The organism is Mesorhizobium sp. M0052 (assembly GCF_040323255.1).
In the GTDB taxonomy this organism is placed as follows: Bacteria; Pseudomonadota; Alphaproteobacteria; order Rhizobiales; family Rhizobiaceae; genus Mesorhizobium.
Genome location: NZ_JAMYUS010000020.1, coordinates 117,125 through 133,130, shown reverse-complemented (window position 1 = coordinate 133,130; position 16,006 = coordinate 117,125). Strand labels below are relative to the sequence as shown.

The 16,006-nt window shown below is 64.4% G+C and carries 22 protein-coding genes; 16 read left to right on the top strand and 6 right to left on the bottom strand.

Going from position 1 to position 16,006, the window contains the following annotated elements; translation table 11 throughout:
• Positions 1 to 290 precede the first annotated feature (290 nt).
• From NKJ77_RS24685 to NKJ77_RS24675, 3 genes are all read left to right on the top strand, one after another.
• Positions 291 to 1,382, top strand: coding sequence for a hypothetical protein (locus NKJ77_RS24685; protein ID WP_023832530.1), 1,092 nt, complete (start codon positions 291 to 293; stop codon positions 1,380 to 1,382).
• Between the two features lie 270 nt (positions 1,383 to 1,652).
• Positions 1,653 to 2,273: a nucleoside triphosphate hydrolase gene (locus NKJ77_RS24680; protein ID WP_023832531.1), complete on the top strand. Its 621-nt coding sequence runs from the start codon at positions 1,653 to 1,655 to the stop codon at positions 2,271 to 2,273.
• Positions 2,274 to 2,358: 85 nt separating this feature from the next.
• The gene (locus NKJ77_RS24675) at positions 2,359 to 2,730 is read left to right on the top strand and encodes a hypothetical protein (protein WP_023832532.1); all 372 of its coding nucleotides are present in this window, start codon (positions 2,359 to 2,361) and stop codon (positions 2,728 to 2,730) included.
• A gap of 25 nt (positions 2,731 to 2,755) precedes the next feature.
• Here the strand turns inward: NKJ77_RS24675 and NKJ77_RS24670 are convergent, their stop codons facing one another.
• From NKJ77_RS24670 to NKJ77_RS24660, 3 genes are all read right to left on the bottom strand, one after another.
• Positions 2,756 to 3,460: a glutathione S-transferase family protein gene (locus NKJ77_RS24670; protein WP_023711377.1), complete on the bottom strand. Its 705-nt coding sequence runs from the start codon at positions 3,458 to 3,460 to the stop codon at positions 2,756 to 2,758.
• Positions 3,461 to 3,613: 153 nt separating this feature from the next.
• Positions 3,614 to 4,822 carry a beta-ketoacyl-[acyl-carrier-protein] synthase family protein gene (locus NKJ77_RS24665; protein WP_352535882.1) on the bottom strand — a complete coding sequence of 403 codons (1,209 nt, stop codon included), beginning with the start codon at positions 4,820 to 4,822 and terminating at the stop codon, positions 3,614 to 3,616.
• 5 nt (positions 4,823 to 4,827) lie between these two features.
• Complete coding sequence (locus NKJ77_RS24660) at positions 4,828 to 5,082, bottom strand: acyl carrier protein (protein ID WP_023671226.1); 255 nt, start codon at positions 5,080 to 5,082, stop codon at positions 4,828 to 4,830.
• Between the two features lie 235 nt (positions 5,083 to 5,317).
• Here NKJ77_RS24660 and NKJ77_RS24655 point away from each other — a divergent pair, with 235 nt between their 5' ends.
• The 5 genes from NKJ77_RS24655 to NKJ77_RS24635 are packed head-to-tail and all read left to right on the top strand — an operon-like array spanning position 5,318 to position 7,675.
• Complete coding sequence (locus NKJ77_RS24655; RefSeq protein WP_081732475.1) at positions 5,318 to 6,139, top strand: urease accessory protein UreD; 822 nt, start codon at positions 5,318 to 5,320, stop codon at positions 6,137 to 6,139.
• A 30-nt stretch (positions 6,140 to 6,169) separates the two neighbouring features.
• Positions 6,170 to 6,472, top strand: coding sequence for an urease subunit gamma (locus tag NKJ77_RS24650; RefSeq protein WP_023671228.1), 303 nt, complete (start codon positions 6,170 to 6,172; stop codon positions 6,470 to 6,472).
• Positions 6,473 to 6,483: 11 nt separating this feature from the next.
• Entirely contained in the window at positions 6,484 to 6,738 is a 255-nt protein-coding gene (locus NKJ77_RS24645; RefSeq protein ID WP_023671229.1) for a DUF1272 domain-containing protein, read from the top strand.
• A 29-nt stretch (positions 6,739 to 6,767) separates the two neighbouring features.
• Positions 6,768 to 7,361, top strand: a complete 594-nt coding sequence (locus NKJ77_RS24640; RefSeq protein ID WP_023689154.1) for a HupE/UreJ family protein — start codon at positions 6,768 to 6,770, stop codon at positions 7,359 to 7,361.
• Positions 7,362 to 7,369: 8 nt separating this feature from the next.
• Positions 7,370 to 7,675: an urease subunit beta gene (locus NKJ77_RS24635; RefSeq protein ID WP_023671231.1), complete on the top strand. Its 306-nt coding sequence runs from the start codon at positions 7,370 to 7,372 to the stop codon at positions 7,673 to 7,675.
• Positions 7,676 to 7,701: 26 nt separating this feature from the next.
• On the opposite strand, the gene NKJ77_RS24630 is transcribed toward NKJ77_RS24635, so the two are convergent.
• Both NKJ77_RS24630 and NKJ77_RS24625 read right to left on the bottom strand, forming a co-directional pair.
• Positions 7,702 to 8,199, bottom strand: a complete 498-nt coding sequence (locus NKJ77_RS24630; RefSeq protein WP_023689155.1) for a hypothetical protein — start codon at positions 8,197 to 8,199, stop codon at positions 7,702 to 7,704.
• Between the two features lie 123 nt (positions 8,200 to 8,322).
• Positions 8,323 to 8,685 (bottom strand): hypothetical protein, encoded by a 363-nt coding sequence (locus NKJ77_RS24625; protein WP_023671233.1) that lies wholly within the window; start codon positions 8,683 to 8,685, stop codon positions 8,323 to 8,325.
• A 180-nt stretch (positions 8,686 to 8,865) separates the two neighbouring features.
• Between NKJ77_RS24625 and ureC the strand changes: the two genes are divergently transcribed.
• The 8 genes from ureC to NKJ77_RS24585 all read left to right on the top strand — a co-directional run bounded on the left by ureC (position 8,866) and on the right by NKJ77_RS24585 (position 15,153).
• Positions 8,866 to 10,578 carry an urease subunit alpha gene (gene ureC / locus NKJ77_RS24620; RefSeq protein WP_031195771.1) on the top strand — a complete coding sequence of 571 codons (1,713 nt, stop codon included), beginning with the start codon at positions 8,866 to 8,868 and terminating at the stop codon, positions 10,576 to 10,578.
• A 92-nt stretch (positions 10,579 to 10,670) separates the two neighbouring features.
• On the top strand, positions 10,671 to 11,264 hold the full coding sequence (locus NKJ77_RS24615) for a hypothetical protein (protein WP_023832534.1): 594 nt from the start codon (positions 10,671 to 10,673) through the stop codon (positions 11,262 to 11,264).
• 42 nt (positions 11,265 to 11,306) lie between these two features.
• Positions 11,307 to 11,912 (top strand): glutathione S-transferase family protein, encoded by a 606-nt coding sequence (locus NKJ77_RS24610; protein WP_023832535.1) that lies wholly within the window; start codon positions 11,307 to 11,309, stop codon positions 11,910 to 11,912.
• Complete coding sequence (gene ureE, locus NKJ77_RS24605) at positions 11,909 to 12,511, top strand: urease accessory protein UreE (RefSeq protein ID WP_023832536.1); 603 nt, start codon at positions 11,909 to 11,911, stop codon at positions 12,509 to 12,511. Before NKJ77_RS24610 ends, ureE begins: the two co-directional genes overlap by 4 nt.
• Positions 12,504 to 13,175: an urease accessory protein UreF gene (locus tag NKJ77_RS24600; RefSeq protein ID WP_023750393.1), complete on the top strand. Its 672-nt coding sequence runs from the start codon at positions 12,504 to 12,506 to the stop codon at positions 13,173 to 13,175. The genes ureE and NKJ77_RS24600 overlap by 8 nt, the downstream gene beginning before the upstream one ends.
• Entirely contained in the window at positions 13,172 to 13,612 is a 441-nt protein-coding gene (locus NKJ77_RS24595) for a DUF3995 domain-containing protein (protein ID WP_023832538.1), read from the top strand. The genes NKJ77_RS24600 and NKJ77_RS24595 overlap by 4 nt, the downstream gene beginning before the upstream one ends.
• A 13-nt stretch (positions 13,613 to 13,625) precedes the next feature.
• On the top strand, positions 13,626 to 14,258 hold the full coding sequence (gene ureG, locus NKJ77_RS24590; RefSeq protein WP_023671240.1) for an urease accessory protein UreG: 633 nt from the start codon (positions 13,626 to 13,628) through the stop codon (positions 14,256 to 14,258).
• A 127-nt stretch (positions 14,259 to 14,385) separates the two neighbouring features.
• The gene (locus tag NKJ77_RS24585) at positions 14,386 to 15,153 is read left to right on the top strand and encodes a class II aldolase and adducin N-terminal domain-containing protein (RefSeq protein ID WP_023832539.1); all 768 of its coding nucleotides are present in this window, start codon (positions 14,386 to 14,388) and stop codon (positions 15,151 to 15,153) included.
• 80 nt (positions 15,154 to 15,233) lie between these two features.
• Here the strand turns inward: NKJ77_RS24585 and NKJ77_RS24580 are convergent, their stop codons facing one another.
• The gene (locus NKJ77_RS24580; RefSeq protein ID WP_023832540.1) at positions 15,234 to 15,866 is read right to left on the bottom strand and encodes an HAD family hydrolase; all 633 of its coding nucleotides are present in this window, start codon (positions 15,864 to 15,866) and stop codon (positions 15,234 to 15,236) included.
• Positions 15,867 to 16,006 lie beyond the last annotated feature (140 nt).

Below are 16,006 nucleotides of genomic sequence, written 5' to 3'. Positions count from 1 at the left end.
CAGGGAATCGGTGACGTTGAACATCACCAGCCTGCCATGACCGCCCTCTCTCAGCGAATTTGCAGAACTCTCAGCACACTACCCGATCCGCGTAGCGGATCGGGGTGGGGGGCCTCGTAGGGCGCTACCCCCACCCCGTCGAACGATCTCCGCTTCGCTCCGAGCGCTCGCCGACCCTCCCCACAAGGGGGAGGGTAAAAATCGCCCTGATGCAAAATGCCGGTCGCTGTGCTTGCGCATCCCTCGCGGAGCGGGTTTGTTCGCTGCCATCAGAATCAGCAGGTGCGCGGATGGATACGGTCACGATCAAGGCAAAGGGCATTTCGGTCACGCTCGATCTCACTGTCGGCCATATCGCCGACATGACGGTCGACAGCGATGGCCGCCAGCTGAAGCCGCTGCACCGCGCGCCCTGGATCGATGCCGGCGAGACGCTGCCGCCGGATCTGCCTCAAGGCACGGTGCGGCTGTCTGGCGATTTTCTATGCGCACCGTTTTCGGCCAGCGACATCGAGGCCGCCCCGCTGCATGGCTGGCCGGCCAACAGCGCCTGGGATGTCACCGCCAGCGAAGCGACATCCGACGGCTGGCGGGCCGTCTTCCGGTTGCGCCGCACGGTGATGGGCGCGACGGTCGACAAGATCTTCACGCTCCGCAACAGTCATCCCTTCCTCTATCAGGAGCATGTCTTTTCCGGCGGTTCCGGCGCTGTCTCCGCCGCCCACCATCCGATGGCGGCGATGCGCGATGGCGGCCGGCTGGCCTTTTCGCCGAAGCGCTTTGCCGGGACACTGGACGCACCGCTGGAGCCCGATCCGGCCCGCGGCCGCTTCAAGCTTTCCTATCCCGCCCGCTCGACCGATCTGACGCGCTTTCCAGCCACTGGCGGCGGCACGCTCGATCTCACCGACTACCGCATGGAGGATGAGCGCGAGGATTTCATCACCCTGGTCGAAGCCGATCATGACGGTCCGGGCTGGACGGCGCTGGCGCGCCGGGCCGAACTGGATCTGGTGCTGGTGCTGAAGAACCCGGCGGAGCTTCCGGTCACCATGCTGTGGTTCAGCAATGGCGGCCGCGACTACGCGCCGTGGAGCAGCCGCCATCGCGGCGTGCTCGGCATCGAGGACGGCCGCGCCGCCATCGGCCATGCCGCATCGATCGACGACAATTGGCTGAAGCGCGAAGGGGTCGCGACCGCTTTTACCCTCGGCGGCGAAGTCTCCTTCCGCCATGTCATCGGCGCGCTGCCGCAGGCAAACGGCGAGCCGCCGCGCGCTATCGGGACAGCCTCAGGTCACATGCGTCTCACCGGAGCCGATGGTTCGACCCGCGATGTCAGGTTCGACAGCGATTTCCTGCGGATCGGCCAGCCCGGCTGATTTTCGAACGCTGGCCCTGCCCCTCACCTGCCTGCCGGCATCCTCGACACACGGCACATGGAGCTTGTCCGCCGCACCGCCGCGCCAACCAATCTGCTTGGCGCTGCGGCGGACGCATAGGGGGAGAAGTGTTACCCATCTATCGGCTGGACACCGGCAGGGCGACGAGGGGCGGCGCTGACGTGGCGGATGTCGTGAGATTGCCCAAATCGCGGTTTGAAATTTCCTCAAACTGCCGACAAGATGCTGAAGCATAACTGGAAGCGCCCAATGTCCGAAATCGCCCATCTCGCCGCCACCATCTTCAAGCGCGCCGGCAAGGCGAAACGCTTCATCGTCGCCATTGCCGGCCCGCCCGGCGCCGGCAAGTCGACGCTCTCGGCCGGCCTGCATGATCTGCTGCCGGATGGCGCGGCTGAAGTCGTGCCGATGGACGGCTTCCACTATGACGACATCGTGCTCGACCAGCGCGGCCTGCGGTCAAGAAAGGGCGCGCCGGAGACTTTCGACTTCGCCGGCTTCGAGACGCTGTTGAAGCGCATCCGTTCGGGCGAGCCAGACATCGCCATTCCGGTGTTCGACCGCAGCATGGAATTGTCGCGCGCCGCCGCCTCCATCGTTGCCGCCGAGACCAAGTTCATCCTGGTTGAGGGCAATTACCTCCTGCTCGACGAGGAGCCGTGGTCGCGGCTGGCGCCGCTGTTCGACTTCACCATCTTTGTCGATGTGCCGCGGGCCGAACTCGAGCGCCGCCTTCTGGTGCGCTGGCACGAGCATGGCCGCTCCGACGAAGACGCCCGCGCCTGGATCGCTTCCAACGACATGCCCAACATCGATCGCGTGCTCGGCCGTCGCAGGTCCGCCGACCTGGTTGTTGGCGATCCCGCATAGTTCGCTGGACTTCGGAACGGGAACCTTAAGACTTTCAGGCCGTTATCCCTCATCGGCAATCGTGCCGCCGTGAGGGAACCGTCAGATGGCAACCAAGGCAAAAACACCCGCCAAGAGCAAGACCGCTCAACCCAAAGCCAGGCAGGCAAAGGCCACGCAGGCCAAGGCAGGCGCCGGCCCGGCGATCGCCGAGCGGTCCAAGGACGCAAAGCCGGCTTTCGGCAAAGCGGCGCCAAAGAAGGTAGAACCGGTCGCGACGGCGAAGGTGGCGGCGAAAACCGCCAAACCCAAGAAGCCGGCAAGCCGCGGCTCGGTGGCCGGCGGGGCCATGCGCACGGTCAAGGCGACCGCCAATGTCGCCGCTGGTGCGGTGGCGGCGACAGCCAGGGGCGCCGCGTCGCTCGCTGCGTCCGTCATCGGCAAGGGCGGCTCGAAAAGCAAGGCCAAGGCGAAATAGACCTGGTTGCTTCGGCCGGCCGAGGTCAATTCCTGGCGGGGATGGTCAGGCCGCGTTGCACCGCGGGCCGCGCCAGCCCGCGCTCCAGCCATGCCGCGACGGTGGGGAAGTCGTCGAAGCCGACGAGTTCGCGCGCCTCGTAGAAGCCGATCAGATTGCGCACCCAGCCCAGCATCGAAATGTCGGCGATCGTATAGTCGTCGTCCATGATCCAGGTTCGACCCTTCAGCCGCGTCTCCAGCACCCCGATCAGCCGCCGCGATTCATTGCGGTAGCGATCCAGCGGCCGCTTGTCGGCGATCTCGCGCCCGGCGAATTTATTGAAAAACCCGACCTGTCCGAAAATCGGTCCGATCGCCGCCATCTGGAAGAACACCCATTGGATGGTCTCGTAGCGCCGCGCGGGATCGACCGGGATCAGCTTGCCGGTCTTGTCGGTGAGGTAAAGCAGGATGGCGCCGGATTCGAACAGGCCGAGCGGCTTGCCGCCCGGCCCGTCGGGGTCGATGATCGCGGGTATCTTGCCGTTCGGGTTCAGCGACAGGAATTCCTGCGTCCAGCTCTGGTCCTTGCCGATATCCACCAGATGCGCCTCGTAGGGCAGGCCGAGTTCTTCCAGCGCGATCGAGACTTTCACGCCATTCGGCGTCGTCGCGGAATAGAGCTGCAGGCGGTCGGGGTGGCTGGCCGGCCAGCGCTTGGTGATCGGAAAGGCGGACAGGTCGGTCATCGAAAGCTCCGGTCGGGAATTTGGCGCGGTATCGCGCCATCTGGCGTGTTGCGAAGGATTATCCTCGGCGTCTTTGCCGATCAACCGGCCGACGGTGCACACACCGTCTTCGCAGTCATTCAGGGCCAGTCGCTCAGGGTCAGTCGCTTGCCGTCAGACCGCCTTGAACGCCACCACGGCATTGGTGCCGCCGAAGGCAAAACCGTTGCTGATCGCCGCGCGCACCTTGCGCTCGCGCGCCACATTCGGCGTGATGTCGAGATCGCAGTCGGGGTCGGCCTGCCGGAAATTGGCCGTCGGCGGCACGATGCCTTCGCGGATCGCCATCACGCAGGCGATCATTTCCAGGCCGCCCGAGGCGCCGAGGCAATGGGCATGCATCGACTTGGTCGACGACACCGACAGCTTAAAGGCATGGTCGCCGAAGACGCGCTTGATTGCCGCCGTCTCGATCTGGTCGTTGGCCTTGGTGCCGGTGCCGTGGGCGTTGAGATAGTCGACGTCCTCGGGATTGAGCCCGGCGTCCGTCAGGCAGGCGCGCATCGCCGCCGTCGGTCCCTCGACAGTCGGCGCGACGATATCGGAAGCGTCGGCGGAAAGGCCGGCTCCGGCAAATTCGGCCAGAATGGTAGCGCCTCGCGCCATGGCGTGTTCATAGGTTTCCAGCACCGCCATTCCAGCACCTTCGCCGAGCGACAGGCCCTGGCGATCGGCTGAGAACGGCCGGCAGGTATCGGGCGCCAGCACCCGCAGGGCTTCCCAGCCTTTCAGGATGCCCCAGAGCAGCGGCGCGTCGGTGCCGCCGGCGACCATGACATCGGCGCGGCCGAGCCGGATCTGGTCGACCGCCGAGGCAAAGGCGTGATTGGACGAGGAGCAGGCCGAAGTGACGCCGAACACCGGCCCGCGCAGGCCGAGATTCATACTGACATGGCCGGACGCCGCACTCGGCATCACTTTTGGCACGGTGAAGATGCCGGCCCGGTTCTTGCCGTCGACCAGGATGGCGCGGTAGTTCTCCTCGATCGCCTCCCAGCCGCAGACGCCGACGCCGACAACCGCGCCCATCCGGTAGGTGGTTGCTTCATTCGATGTCAGGCCGGCATGCTGCATGGCTTCGCGCGCGGCAATCGTCGCCAAAAGGCTGAAGCGGTCCATCGACACGGTCTGCTTGTGGCTGATGCCATGGTCGGGCAGCGTCTTGATTTCGCAGCCGACCTTGACCTTCAAATCATGCAAACCGGGATTGCTGATTTGACCGATGGCCGATCGGCCGGCCCGCATTTCGTTCCAGATTGCAGGCGCATTGGCGCCGAGCCCGCATATGCCGCCGATGCCGGTAATGACGACGCGCTTTTGCATTCAGCTCAGGCTTTTTTCGCAATCAGCGCGCGAACAGCCTCAACCATATCGCCGACATTCTTGAGATTGCTCCAGGCATCGACCGTGTTCATCTCGATCTCGATGCCGTACTGCTCCTCGAGATCGAAGATGATCTCGGTCAGTTCCAGGGAATGGATGCCAAGCGCGGTCAATTCCGTATTGGTGGTGATCTCTTCGCCACCGGGCTCCGCATGTGCCCTGATCTTGGCGATGATTTCCGTTGCCAGCTCGTCAGCCATTCGATTCCTTCCCCAATTTTATAACGTCGCGGTGCCGATTGGTTGGCGCCCCTGTTGCCTGGACTGAAATCGCCGTCGCCTTCAAAAACCCGCCAGGCGCAGCATGACCGTTCCAAAGAGGCTCCCTCTATAGAAACGGAAACGCTGTCAAGCAACAAGCTATATCAACAAGCACCATATCGACAAAGCGCCGGGAGTGCTTAACGTTAGCGCCGTGGATACGTTGCAGCATGTCTTGATCTCAGCTCTTCCGGCCCAGCGCGCGGCCGGGGCGGCCCGGCTTGCGTGCGGCGTCAGGGATGGACGCACCCGGCTTTTGCGCCTCTATCAGGACGGCTCGGCCAAAATCCGCATGCCGGCCGTTGCGGCCGATCCGCTCGAAGCCGTGCTCATCAACACCGCCGGCGGTCTGACCGGCGGCGATCGGCTCGGCTGGGAAATCGATGTCGGGCCAGGTGCCTCCGCCTCGATAACCACCCAGGCCTGCGAAAAGATCTATCGTGCCGCTAGCGACTGCGCCGAAGTTCGGGTGAAGCTCAGCGTCGGCGCGGGCGGGCGTATCGCCTGGCTGCCCCAGGAAACCATCGTCTTCGACCGCTCGGCCTTTGCCCGCACGCTCGAGGTCGAGCTTGCCGCAGGCGCCGAGGCATTGCTGCTTGAAGCCACCATATTCGGCCGCCTCGCGATGGGCGAAGAGGCCGCGCACGGCCATTTCCACGACCGTTGGCGTGTCCGCCAGGATGGTGCGCTCGTTCATGCCGAGGATTCCCGCATCGGGCCGGCTATCGCGGCGGCACTTGGCCGCCCGGCGGTCGCCGGCGGCGCCATTGCCGCTGCGACGCTGCTGATGGTTTCGCCGCAGGCCGAAGGCTTGCTCGATGCGGCCCGCGACATCATCGGCGCCGACGGCGATGCCAGCGCCTGGAGCGTCAAAAAATCTGGCAAGCTTCTTGCGAGGCTGTTTGCCGAGGACGGCTACCAGCTGCGCAAGCGGCTGGTTCCGCTCGTCGAACTGCTCAACGGGCGGGCGGGTCTGCCCAAATTATGGTCACTCTGAGCCAAATCCAGGCCAAATCCAGGAAAGCGCATGAACCTGACGCCGCGTGAAAAGGACAAGCTGCTCATCGCCATGGCGGCGATCGTGGCGCGCAAGCGGCTGGAACGCGGCGTCAAGCTCAATCACCCCGAAGCGATCGCGCTGATCACCGATTTCGTCGTCGAGGGCGCCCGCGACGGCCGCCCGGTCGCCGAACTGATGGAGGCCGGCGCCCATGTCATCACCCGCGCGCAGGTGATGGAAGGCATCGCCGAGATGATCCACGACGTGCAGGTCGAGGCGACCTTTCCCGACGGCACCAAGCTGGTGACCGTTCACGAACCGATCAGGTGAGGAGAAAAACGATGCTGGAGCTGCGACCGAATTGCGAATGCTGCGACAAGGACCTGCCGCCGGAAGCGGCGGACGCGCTGATCTGCACCTTTGAATGCACCTTCTGCGCTGACTGCGCTGAACATGTGCTGGGCGGCGTCTGCCCGAACTGCGGCGGCAATTTTTCCGCACGCCCGATCCGCCCAGTGGAGAAACTGGTGAAATATCCGGCCTCGACCCAACGCGTGCTCAAGGCCGAGGGCTGCGGCCCGCGCAAGGCTGCGTGATTATTTTCGTGACTTCGAAGGGAAGACCGATGATCTCTGCTTCAACCAAACGCACCACGCTTGCAGCGATCCTGCTGCTGGCGGCGGCGATGCCCGCCTATGCCCATGTCGGCATCGGCACGACCTCGTCCTTCGCGGCGGGCTTCGCGCATCCGCTGTCCGGCCTCGACCATATGACCGTCATGGTAGCCGTCGGCCTGTGGGCGGCGCTCAAGGGCGGCAAGGCAATCTGGGCCTGGCCGCTGGCCTTTGTCGGCGTCATGCTGGTCGGCGGCGCGCTCGGCATGCTCCACGTGCCGGTGCCTTTCGTCGAACCGGGCATCCTTGCCTCCGTCGTCGCGCTTGGCTTGCTGGTGGCGTTGGCGGTCGATCTGCCGGTCTCGGCCGGAGTCGCCATCATCGGCCTGTTCGCGCTGTTCCATGGCCATGCCCACGGCACCGAAGTGCCGGAAAATGCCGGTGGACTTGACTATATGGCCGGCTTTGCCGTTGCCACCGCACTTCTCCATGCCATGGGCATCGCTGCCGGCCTTGGCCTCGGCATGCGCTTTCGCGGGCTTGCCCGCGCCGCTGGCGCCGCTTGTGCTGCAGTCGCCGTCGGCCTGGTCTTCGGCGTTTTGTGAGGCTAACGATGATTCCCGGCGAAATCATCACGGCAAGCGGCGACATCGAGCTCAACAAGGGGCTGCCGACGGTGACGCTGAAGGTGGCCAACAGCGGCGACCGGCCGATCCAGGTCGGCAGCCACTACCATTTCTTCGAGACCAATGAGGGGTTGAAATTCGATCGCGACAAAGCGCGCGGCATGCGTCTGGACATTGCCGCCGGCACCGCGATGCGCTTCGAACCGGGACAAGAGCGGGACGTCACGCTGGTGCCGTTCGGAGGAAAACGCGAGGTCTACGGTTTTCAGCAGAAGATCATGGGCAGGCTGTGAGATCGACGGGGTCGGGCGCCCTGAGGTCAGTTCGACGGCCTGGCCGCCGCGTAGATGACGATTCTTGCCGAGCCGTCGAATTCCACCGCAAGGACGTCTTCCGTAAGCACGCGCCGCGAATCGATGGCGTTGAACAGCAAGGCGTTGGCGTCGATCTCCTTGCGCAGTTCCGCAATGTCATCCTGATGCTGTTCGACCTTGCTCTCGACCGCCGGCGGCGGGCCGCCTTCGCTGCGCGCCGCGTCGGTGAGGAAGACGATATCCACAGTATCGAGCTTGGACGTCTTGCGCACGGCGCCGATGTTCTCACGCGTCCGCTCGATCGCGGTGATGATCTTGTTGGTCTGTGGTTCCGTCCGCGCCTCCTCCTGCCGGACATCGGAGCCGACGATCCTGTTGACGGTGTCGGCCCGGTTGACGGCGTCAGCGCTTTCAAGACCTTGCGCGGCTTGCGGGCCGAAAGCTGCGAGAAATGTGCAGGCAGCAAGGCTCTGGAGCCATCTGGTGTCGGCAAAGACAGGCATTGCTCGCTCCTGGTGGACTTTTCTGTGCAACGCCGTTCGGCGCCAAAGGAACGAAACGCCTCCTGTCGGGCGAAGGTTCCCTGTGGGCTGGCGGGCCGGGTGCCGGCCCGCCAAGCGCTTCTTTCAGCTTGCCTTCTTGGTGACAAGGGTCAGCGCGCCATCGGTGGTCATGCTGGCGGCGACCACCTGTGCCGAGGTGAGCCCCTTGGCTTCGAGCGCCGACTTGATCTGCGGCGTCGCGTCGATCGAAGAGCGCAGTTTCTGGAGCCCGGCATCGCCACGCTGGGCGATCACCTGATTGACCTGCGTCTGGGTGGCCTTGGGCAATTCGCTGATATCGACGATGTTGACCTTCTGGATCGCCGGCGCCGCCGGCTGAGCGCTGGGCGCCGCCGGCTTCGGTTGCGGCGTGGGCTGTTGCTGGGCGCCGGCTACGGTTGCGGAGGCCAGCGTGGCGGCGGCTGCAAGAACGATGATTTTGCGCATGTATTTTCCTTTCATCGATTTGGCCAAGGGTTTGGCAAACGGGCGGTTTGGGGTGGCACGGCCACCTCAACGGCCAAATGGGATCAGAAGGTGTCGCCGAGCGGGTCATTGCATGACCATTGGATGGCGACGATGTGGAGTTCGGCTGCGGCCGGACTCTCGTTTGGGGAGCATTGACTGATGGCTAGAATTACCCGCGCCGCCTACGCGCAGATGTATGGCCCGACGGTCGGCGACAGAGTGCGCCTGGCCGATACCGAGCTGTTTATCGAGGTCGAAAAGGACCTCACCGTCCATGGCGAGGAGGTGAAATTCGGCGGCGGCAAGGTCATCCGCGACGGCATGGGCCAGAGCCAGGTGTCGCGCGCCGGCGGCGCGGTCGACACGGTCATCACCAACGCGCTGGTGGTCGATGCCACTGCCGGCATCTTCAAGGCCGATATAGGTCTCAGGGACGGCCGCATCGCGGCGATCGGCAAGGCCGGCAATCCCGACACGCAGGACGGTGTCACCATCATCATCGGCCCCGGTACCGAGATCATCGCCGGCGAGGGCAAGATCCTGACCGCCGGCGGCTTCGACGCGCACATCCACTTCATCTGCCCGCAGCAGATCGACGAAGCGCTGATGTCGGGCATCACCACCATGCTCGGCGGCGGCACCGGCCCGGCGCATGGCACGCTGGCCACCACCTGCACGCCGGGACCCTGGCACATGGCGCGCATGATCCAGTCCTTCGACGCTTTCCCGATGAACATCGGCCTGTCCGGCAAGGGCAATGCCTCGCTGCCGGCGGCGCTCGAGGAAATGGTGCTGGGCGGCGCCTGCTCGCTGAAGCTGCACGAGGACTGGGGCACGACGCCGGCGGCCATCGACTGCTGCCTGTCGGTTGCCGACGATTACGACGTGCAGGTGATGATCCACACCGACACGCTGAACGAATCCGGCTTCGTCGAGAACACCGTCGCCGCCATCAAGGGCCGCACCATCCACGCCTTCCACACCGAGGGTGCCGGCGGCGGCCATGCGCCTGACATCATCAAGGTTTGCGGCCTGCCCAACGTCATCCCGTCCTCGACCAACCCGACCCGGCCCTACACCGTCAACACGCTGGCCGAGCATCTCGACATGCTGATGGTCTGCCATCATCTGTCGCCGTCGATCCCCGAAGACATCGCCTTTGCCGAAAGCCGCATCCGCAAGGAAACCATCGCGGCGGAAGACATTCTGCATGACATCGGCGCCTTCTCGATCATCTCGTCGGACTCGCAGGCAATGGGCCGCGTCGGCGAGGTGGCGATCCGCACCTGGCAGACCGCCGACAAGATGAAGCGCCAGCGCGGGTCATTGCCGCAGGAGACCGGCAACAACGACAATTTCCGCGTCCGCCGCTACATCGCCAAATACACCATCAACCCGGCAATCGCGCATGGCCTTTCCAGGGACATCGGTTCGATCGCGGTCGGCAAGCGCGCCGATCTGGTGCTGTGGAACCCAGCCTTCTTCGGCGTCAAGCCCGACATGGTGCTGATCGGCGGCATGATAGCCGCAGCCCCGATGGGCGACCCAAACGCCTCTATCCCGACACCGCAGCCGATGCACTACCGCCCGATGTTCGGCGCCTATGGCAAGGCCAGGACCAACTCGTCGGTGACCTTCGTTTCGAAGGCGGCGCTGGAGTCCGGCCTGCATGGCAGGCTCGGCGTCGACAAGCAGTTCGTCGCGGTCGAAAATACCCGCGGCGGCATCGGCAAGCACTCGATGATCCTCAACGACGCCACGCCGCATATCGAGGTCGATCCCGAAACCTATGAGGTTCGCGCCGATGGCGAACTCTTGACTTGCGAGCCGGCAACCGTGCTGCCGATGGCGCAGCGGTATTTCCTGTTTTGAGGCGAGGGGCGATTTGATCGACCCGGCAAATTCCGTTGCGAGCCGGTCGGTGCCGCCGCAATATGCGGCTCAAAGAAACCGCGTAGCAGGTCATGGCCACCGAAATAGCCTCCGCCCACGACATCTTCCCGCATATCCGCATCGTCATGGGCATGGTGATCGGACTTGGCGTCGCTCGCCTGCTGTCGGGGGTGGCGCGAATCGTCCAGCATCCCGGCCAGTACAGGCTCTATCCCGTGCACCTCGGCTGGGTCGCCTCCATGCTGTTGCTGCTGGTGCATTTCTGGTGGTGGGAGTTCGGCCTCTACACCATAGAGGTCTGGACTTTCGGCAAGTACCTGTTCCTGATCTTCTACGCCATCACGCTGTTCCTGCTGTGCGCGCTGCTGTTTCCGGATTCGATGCTCGACTACACCAGCTACGAGGATTTCTTCTATTCACGCCGTGGCTGGTTCTTCGGCCTGCTGGCGACGACCTATCTGCTCGACGTCGTCGACACGCTGCTGAAGGGTCCCGAGCATTTCGCCCGCTACGGCAATGAATATCTGTTCCGAACGCCGGTTTTCGTGGTGTTGTGCATCGCCGCCATACTGGTGCGTGACCGCCGCTTCCACACCGCCTTCGTCGCCGGCACGCTGATCTATCAGATATCGTTCATCCTGCGGCTCTTCGACACCATCGTCTGAACAGTGGCTATGGTTTAGGGTCGCAGGAAAGAGGGTTCAACCATGTACAAGGCCATCGGATCGCGTGGATCCCGCGTCAGCCGCGTTCTGTGGATGCTCGAGGAACTCGGGCAGCCCTATGAATTCGTCGAGGTCAAATTGCGTTCGCCCGAAGCCTATGCGCTCAACCCGTCGGGCAAGGTGCCGATCCTGATCGATGGCGAACTGACGGTGACTGATTCGGCGGCAATCTGCGTCTATCTCGCCGACAAGCACGCCGACAAAGGCATGGGCGCCACTCCAGGTGTGGCCGGACGCGCCGAAATGGATTCCTGGATGCATTTTGCCCAGTCCGAGGTCGAAGCGCCGCTGTGGAACAAGCTGCGCCACCGCTTCCTGTTGCCGAAGGACGTGCGGGTCGATGTCGGCCCCGCCGCCGCCTACGATTTCGCCTCGGAGGCCAAGGCGCTCGACGGCCGGCTGGGGGATCGGGAGTTTGCGCTGGGCGACCGGTTTTCCGCCGTCGACGTGCTGTTGGGCGACATGGGCGGCTGGGCCCGCGCCGGAAAATTTCCGATCGAATCCGAGCGCGTCAACGCGTATTTCGACCGCGTCCTGGCGCGGCCTGCCCGTGCGAGAGCCCAGGCTAACGGTGGAGCCATGCGATGAAACTCAACCTGAACACCGACTTCACCAAGTTCCCGCGCGCCGTCTCGGTGGTGCCTGCCGGCACTGCCGGAACTACGCCGCCATCCGGCCGTGCCGTCCTGCCCCATGACGAGCGTCATTTGCGCCGCCGCGCCATTGAGCTTGCCGACGGCAGCAAGGTGCTGGTCGACCTGCCCGAGCCCGTGACCTTGAACGATGGCGACCGGCTGGTGCTGGAGGATGGCGGCCAGGTCGAGATCACCGCGGCACCCGAAGAGGTCTACGACATCCGTGCCCGCCACGCCGTGCATCTGACCGAACTCGCCTGGCATATCGGCAACCGCCATCTGGCGGCAGCGATCGAGCCCGGCCGCATCCTGATTTTGCGCGACCATGTCATCAAGGCTATGCTGGAAGGGCTGGGCGCCACGGTGCGCGAAGTCTCCGAACCGTTCAAGCCGGTGCGCGGCGCCTATTCCGCCCAAGGTGCGCATGGTCACGATCACGGCCATGCGCATGCGCACGCCGAGGCGCATTCCCATGATGGACGTTCCCACGCACACAGCGAGTCGCATTCGCACAGCCATTCCCATGACGGGCATCATCACGATCATGACTGACCAGCCATCCGGCATCGCTTTGCTGCGGCTCATGGCGTGGCTGTCGCCGGCCTTTCCGGTCGGCGGCTTTGCCTACAGCCATGGTCTCGAACGCGCCGGGCAAGACGGGCTGGTTGCCGATACCGCCAGCCTCGCCTTCTGGCTGGAGACGCTGGTCGAGATGGGCTCGGGCTGGAACGACGCCGTGCTCTTCACGGAAGCCTGGCGTCGCGCCCGCGACGGCGGCGATCTCCATGAAATTGCCGATCTCGCCGAAGCGCTGGCCGGCTCGCGTGAGCGCCACACCGAAACCATGCTGCAAGGCGCCGCCTTCCTGAAAGCGGCAGCGGCGTGGGCGAATCCGGTGTTGGGCCGCCTGCCGGCCGAATGCGCCTACTGTGTCGCCGTCGGCGCCGCTGCCGGCGGCAACGGTTTCGCGCTTCAGGACGCGATGTCGGCCTTCCTGCAGGCCTTCTTCTCCAACCTCGTCCAGGCGGCGATCCGACTCGGCATCGTCGGCCAGACGGACGCCATGGCCTTGCTCGCCGGCTTCGAGCCGTTGGCGCTGTCGACGGCCGCGCGCGCCGCCGGCTCGACATTGGACGATCTCGGCGGCTGCGCCTTCATCTCCGACATCATGGCGATGAAGCACGAGACGCAGTATTCCAGGCTGTTCCGCTCATGATCGTCCTCGCCTTCGCCCTCTCGGCCGTCCTGCTGCTCATCACCGCGCTGCATGTCTATTGGGGCCTTGGCGGCATCTGGCCGGGCAGGGACGGCGTCTCCTGCGCCCACGCCGTCGTCGGCTTTCGCGGCGTCGACGAGATGCCGACGCCGTTTGCCTGTTTCGCCGTTGCCGCGTGCCTGTGCCTCGCAACCCTGTGGCCGCTGGCGCTGACAGGGGTCTTCGCCACCCCCTTTCCAAGGGAGGGCCTTGCCGCCACAGCGCTGCTTATCGGGCTCGTCTTCCTCGGCCGCGGCATTGCCGGCTTCACGCCGTGGTGGCGCCGGCTGGCGCCCGAACAGCCTTTTGCGCGGCTCGATGTGACCTTCTATTCGCCGCTCTGCCTGTTGATCGGGCTCAGCTTCGCAATCCTCGGCATTACGGAGTTTTCGGCATGACGGATTTTTTGCTATGACTCAGGCCAATGGTCCCCTGCGTATCGGCATCGGCGGTCCCGTCGGCTCCGGCAAGACGACGCTCACCGAAAAGCTCTGCAAGGCGCTGCGCGACGATTTCTCCATCGCCGTCGTCACCAACGACATCTACACCAAGGAAGACGCCATGATGCTGGCTCGCCTGCAGGCGCTGCCTGAGGACCGCATCGTCGGCGTGGAGACCGGCGGCTGCCCGCACACCGCCATCCGTGAGGACGCCTCGATCAATTTGCAGGCGATCGCCGGGCTGAACAGGAAATTCCCCGATCTCGACATCGTCTTCATCGAATCCGGCGGCGACAATCTTGCCGCCACCTTCTCGCCGGACCTTGCCGACCTGACCCTCTATGTCATCTCGGTTTGCCAGGGCGAGGAAATCCCCAGGAAGGGCGGGCCGGCTATCACCCGTTCCGATTTCCTGGTCATCAACAAGAGCGATCTGGCGCCCTATGTGAACGTCAACCTCGATGTCATGGAGAGCGACGCCGCCCGCATGCGCGGCAAGCGCCCGTTCGGCTTCACCGACCTGTCGCGCGGCAAGGGCCTGCAGGAGGTGATCGACTTCATCGTCGAACATGGCGGGCTGCAGTCGGCTCGCTCGGCGGCGTAATGCATGTCGCCCAAAAGTGCGTAGCGGTTTTGGGACAACGGACAATGCGAAGACAGCCTGACCCACCAGTTTGCGGTTGCTGGCCACGGCTGAGCGCGGCATTCTCTTAAAAACGGAGGTTTTTCAGATGAGCATCGCCCGCCTGCAGAAGGAAACGCTGACCAACCTGCCCTATTATGAGGAGCGCGTCGATCTGGCCGCCGCCTTCCGCTGGACGGCGCGGCTCAACATGCATGAGGCGGTGGCCAACCACTTCTCGCTGTCGGTCAACGAGGCCGGCAGCAAATTCCTGATGAACCCCAACCAGGTGCATTTCTCGCGCATCAAGGCGAGCGACCTTCTGCTGATCGACGCCAATGATCCCGACACACTGACTGGCCCCGACGCGCCTGACCCGACGGCCTGGGGCCTGCACGGCGCCATCCACCGCAATGTGCCGCATGCGCGCTGCGCCATGCATGTGCATTCCATTCATGCCACCGTGCTTGCATCGCTGGCCGACTCGACCCTGCCGCCGATCGATCAGAACTCGGCCATGTTCTTCAACCGCCACGTCGTCGACGCCCATTATGGCGGGCTGGCCTTCGAGGAAGAGGGCGAGCGCTGCTCGCAACTGCTCACCGACCCTAAGGTCAAGGTGATGGTAATGGGCAATCACGGCGTCATGGTCATCGGTGACACCGTCGCCGACGCCTTCAACCGCATGTTCTATTTCGAACGCGCCGCCGAGACCTACATCAAGGCGCTGTGGACCGGCCGGCCGCTGCGCACGCTCTCCGACGCCATTGCCGAAAAGGCCGCCAGCGAAATGGACGACTATCCCGGCCAGGCGGAGCGTCACCTTGCCGAGCTGAAGGCGATCCTCGACGAGGAGGAGCCGGTGTACCGCAGCTGAATGAGTTCACCCTTCTCCCCGTTCACGGGGAGAAGGTCCCGGCAGGGGGATGAGGGGCAGCGCCGACGTTCATAGCTCACTCAGAGTCCCAACCGAGCCCGCAACTCTTCCGCACTGTTGATCACGACAGCGCCCTTCGGTCCTGCCATCGGCGCTTCCGGCCAGAAGATCGTCCGCATCCCCGCGGCCAGGCCTGATGTGGCGCCGGTAACGCTGTCGTCGACGGCCACCGCGTCTGAAGGATCGACGCCGGCCAGCCATGCGGCGCGCAGGAACGGTTCGGGATGCGGCTTGCCTTCGCGCACGTCGTTTCGGCTGATCGTGCGCATGCCGGGATAGATCAGCCCGACGGCGCTCAGATTTGCATCGACGATCACCCGGTCGGAATTGGACACCACCGCCTGCTGCACACCGAGCGCGCGCAATTCGTTATACACTTCGATCGCGCCGAGGCGCGGCTTCAGCGTCTCTGCCATCGGCATGTAGTGATCGTATTTGCGCACGATCCAGTCGTCGAAGGGCAGGTCGAGGCCGAACTCGCTGCGCAGCATCTCGTAGACCGGTACGGCGGCGACGCCCAGCACCCGCTCATGCAGGTCGGCCGGCGGCGTGATACCGACGCTGCGCAGCGCCGCCACCAAGGCCGCCTCATGCAGCGGCTCGCTGTCGACCAGCGTGCCGTCCATATCCCAGAAAACCGCTTTCGGCGTCATGCGAGGCTCCTTTTGCCGATCCCCTTAAAGCGTTTGTATCAGGAGATAAACCGCCGAGCCCGTTCGCCGGCGATTTTCGCTGGGTTGATTGCCGCGCGGCAGTCGGATCGAAGCAGCAAGCAATTGCCCTGCCGATAGAC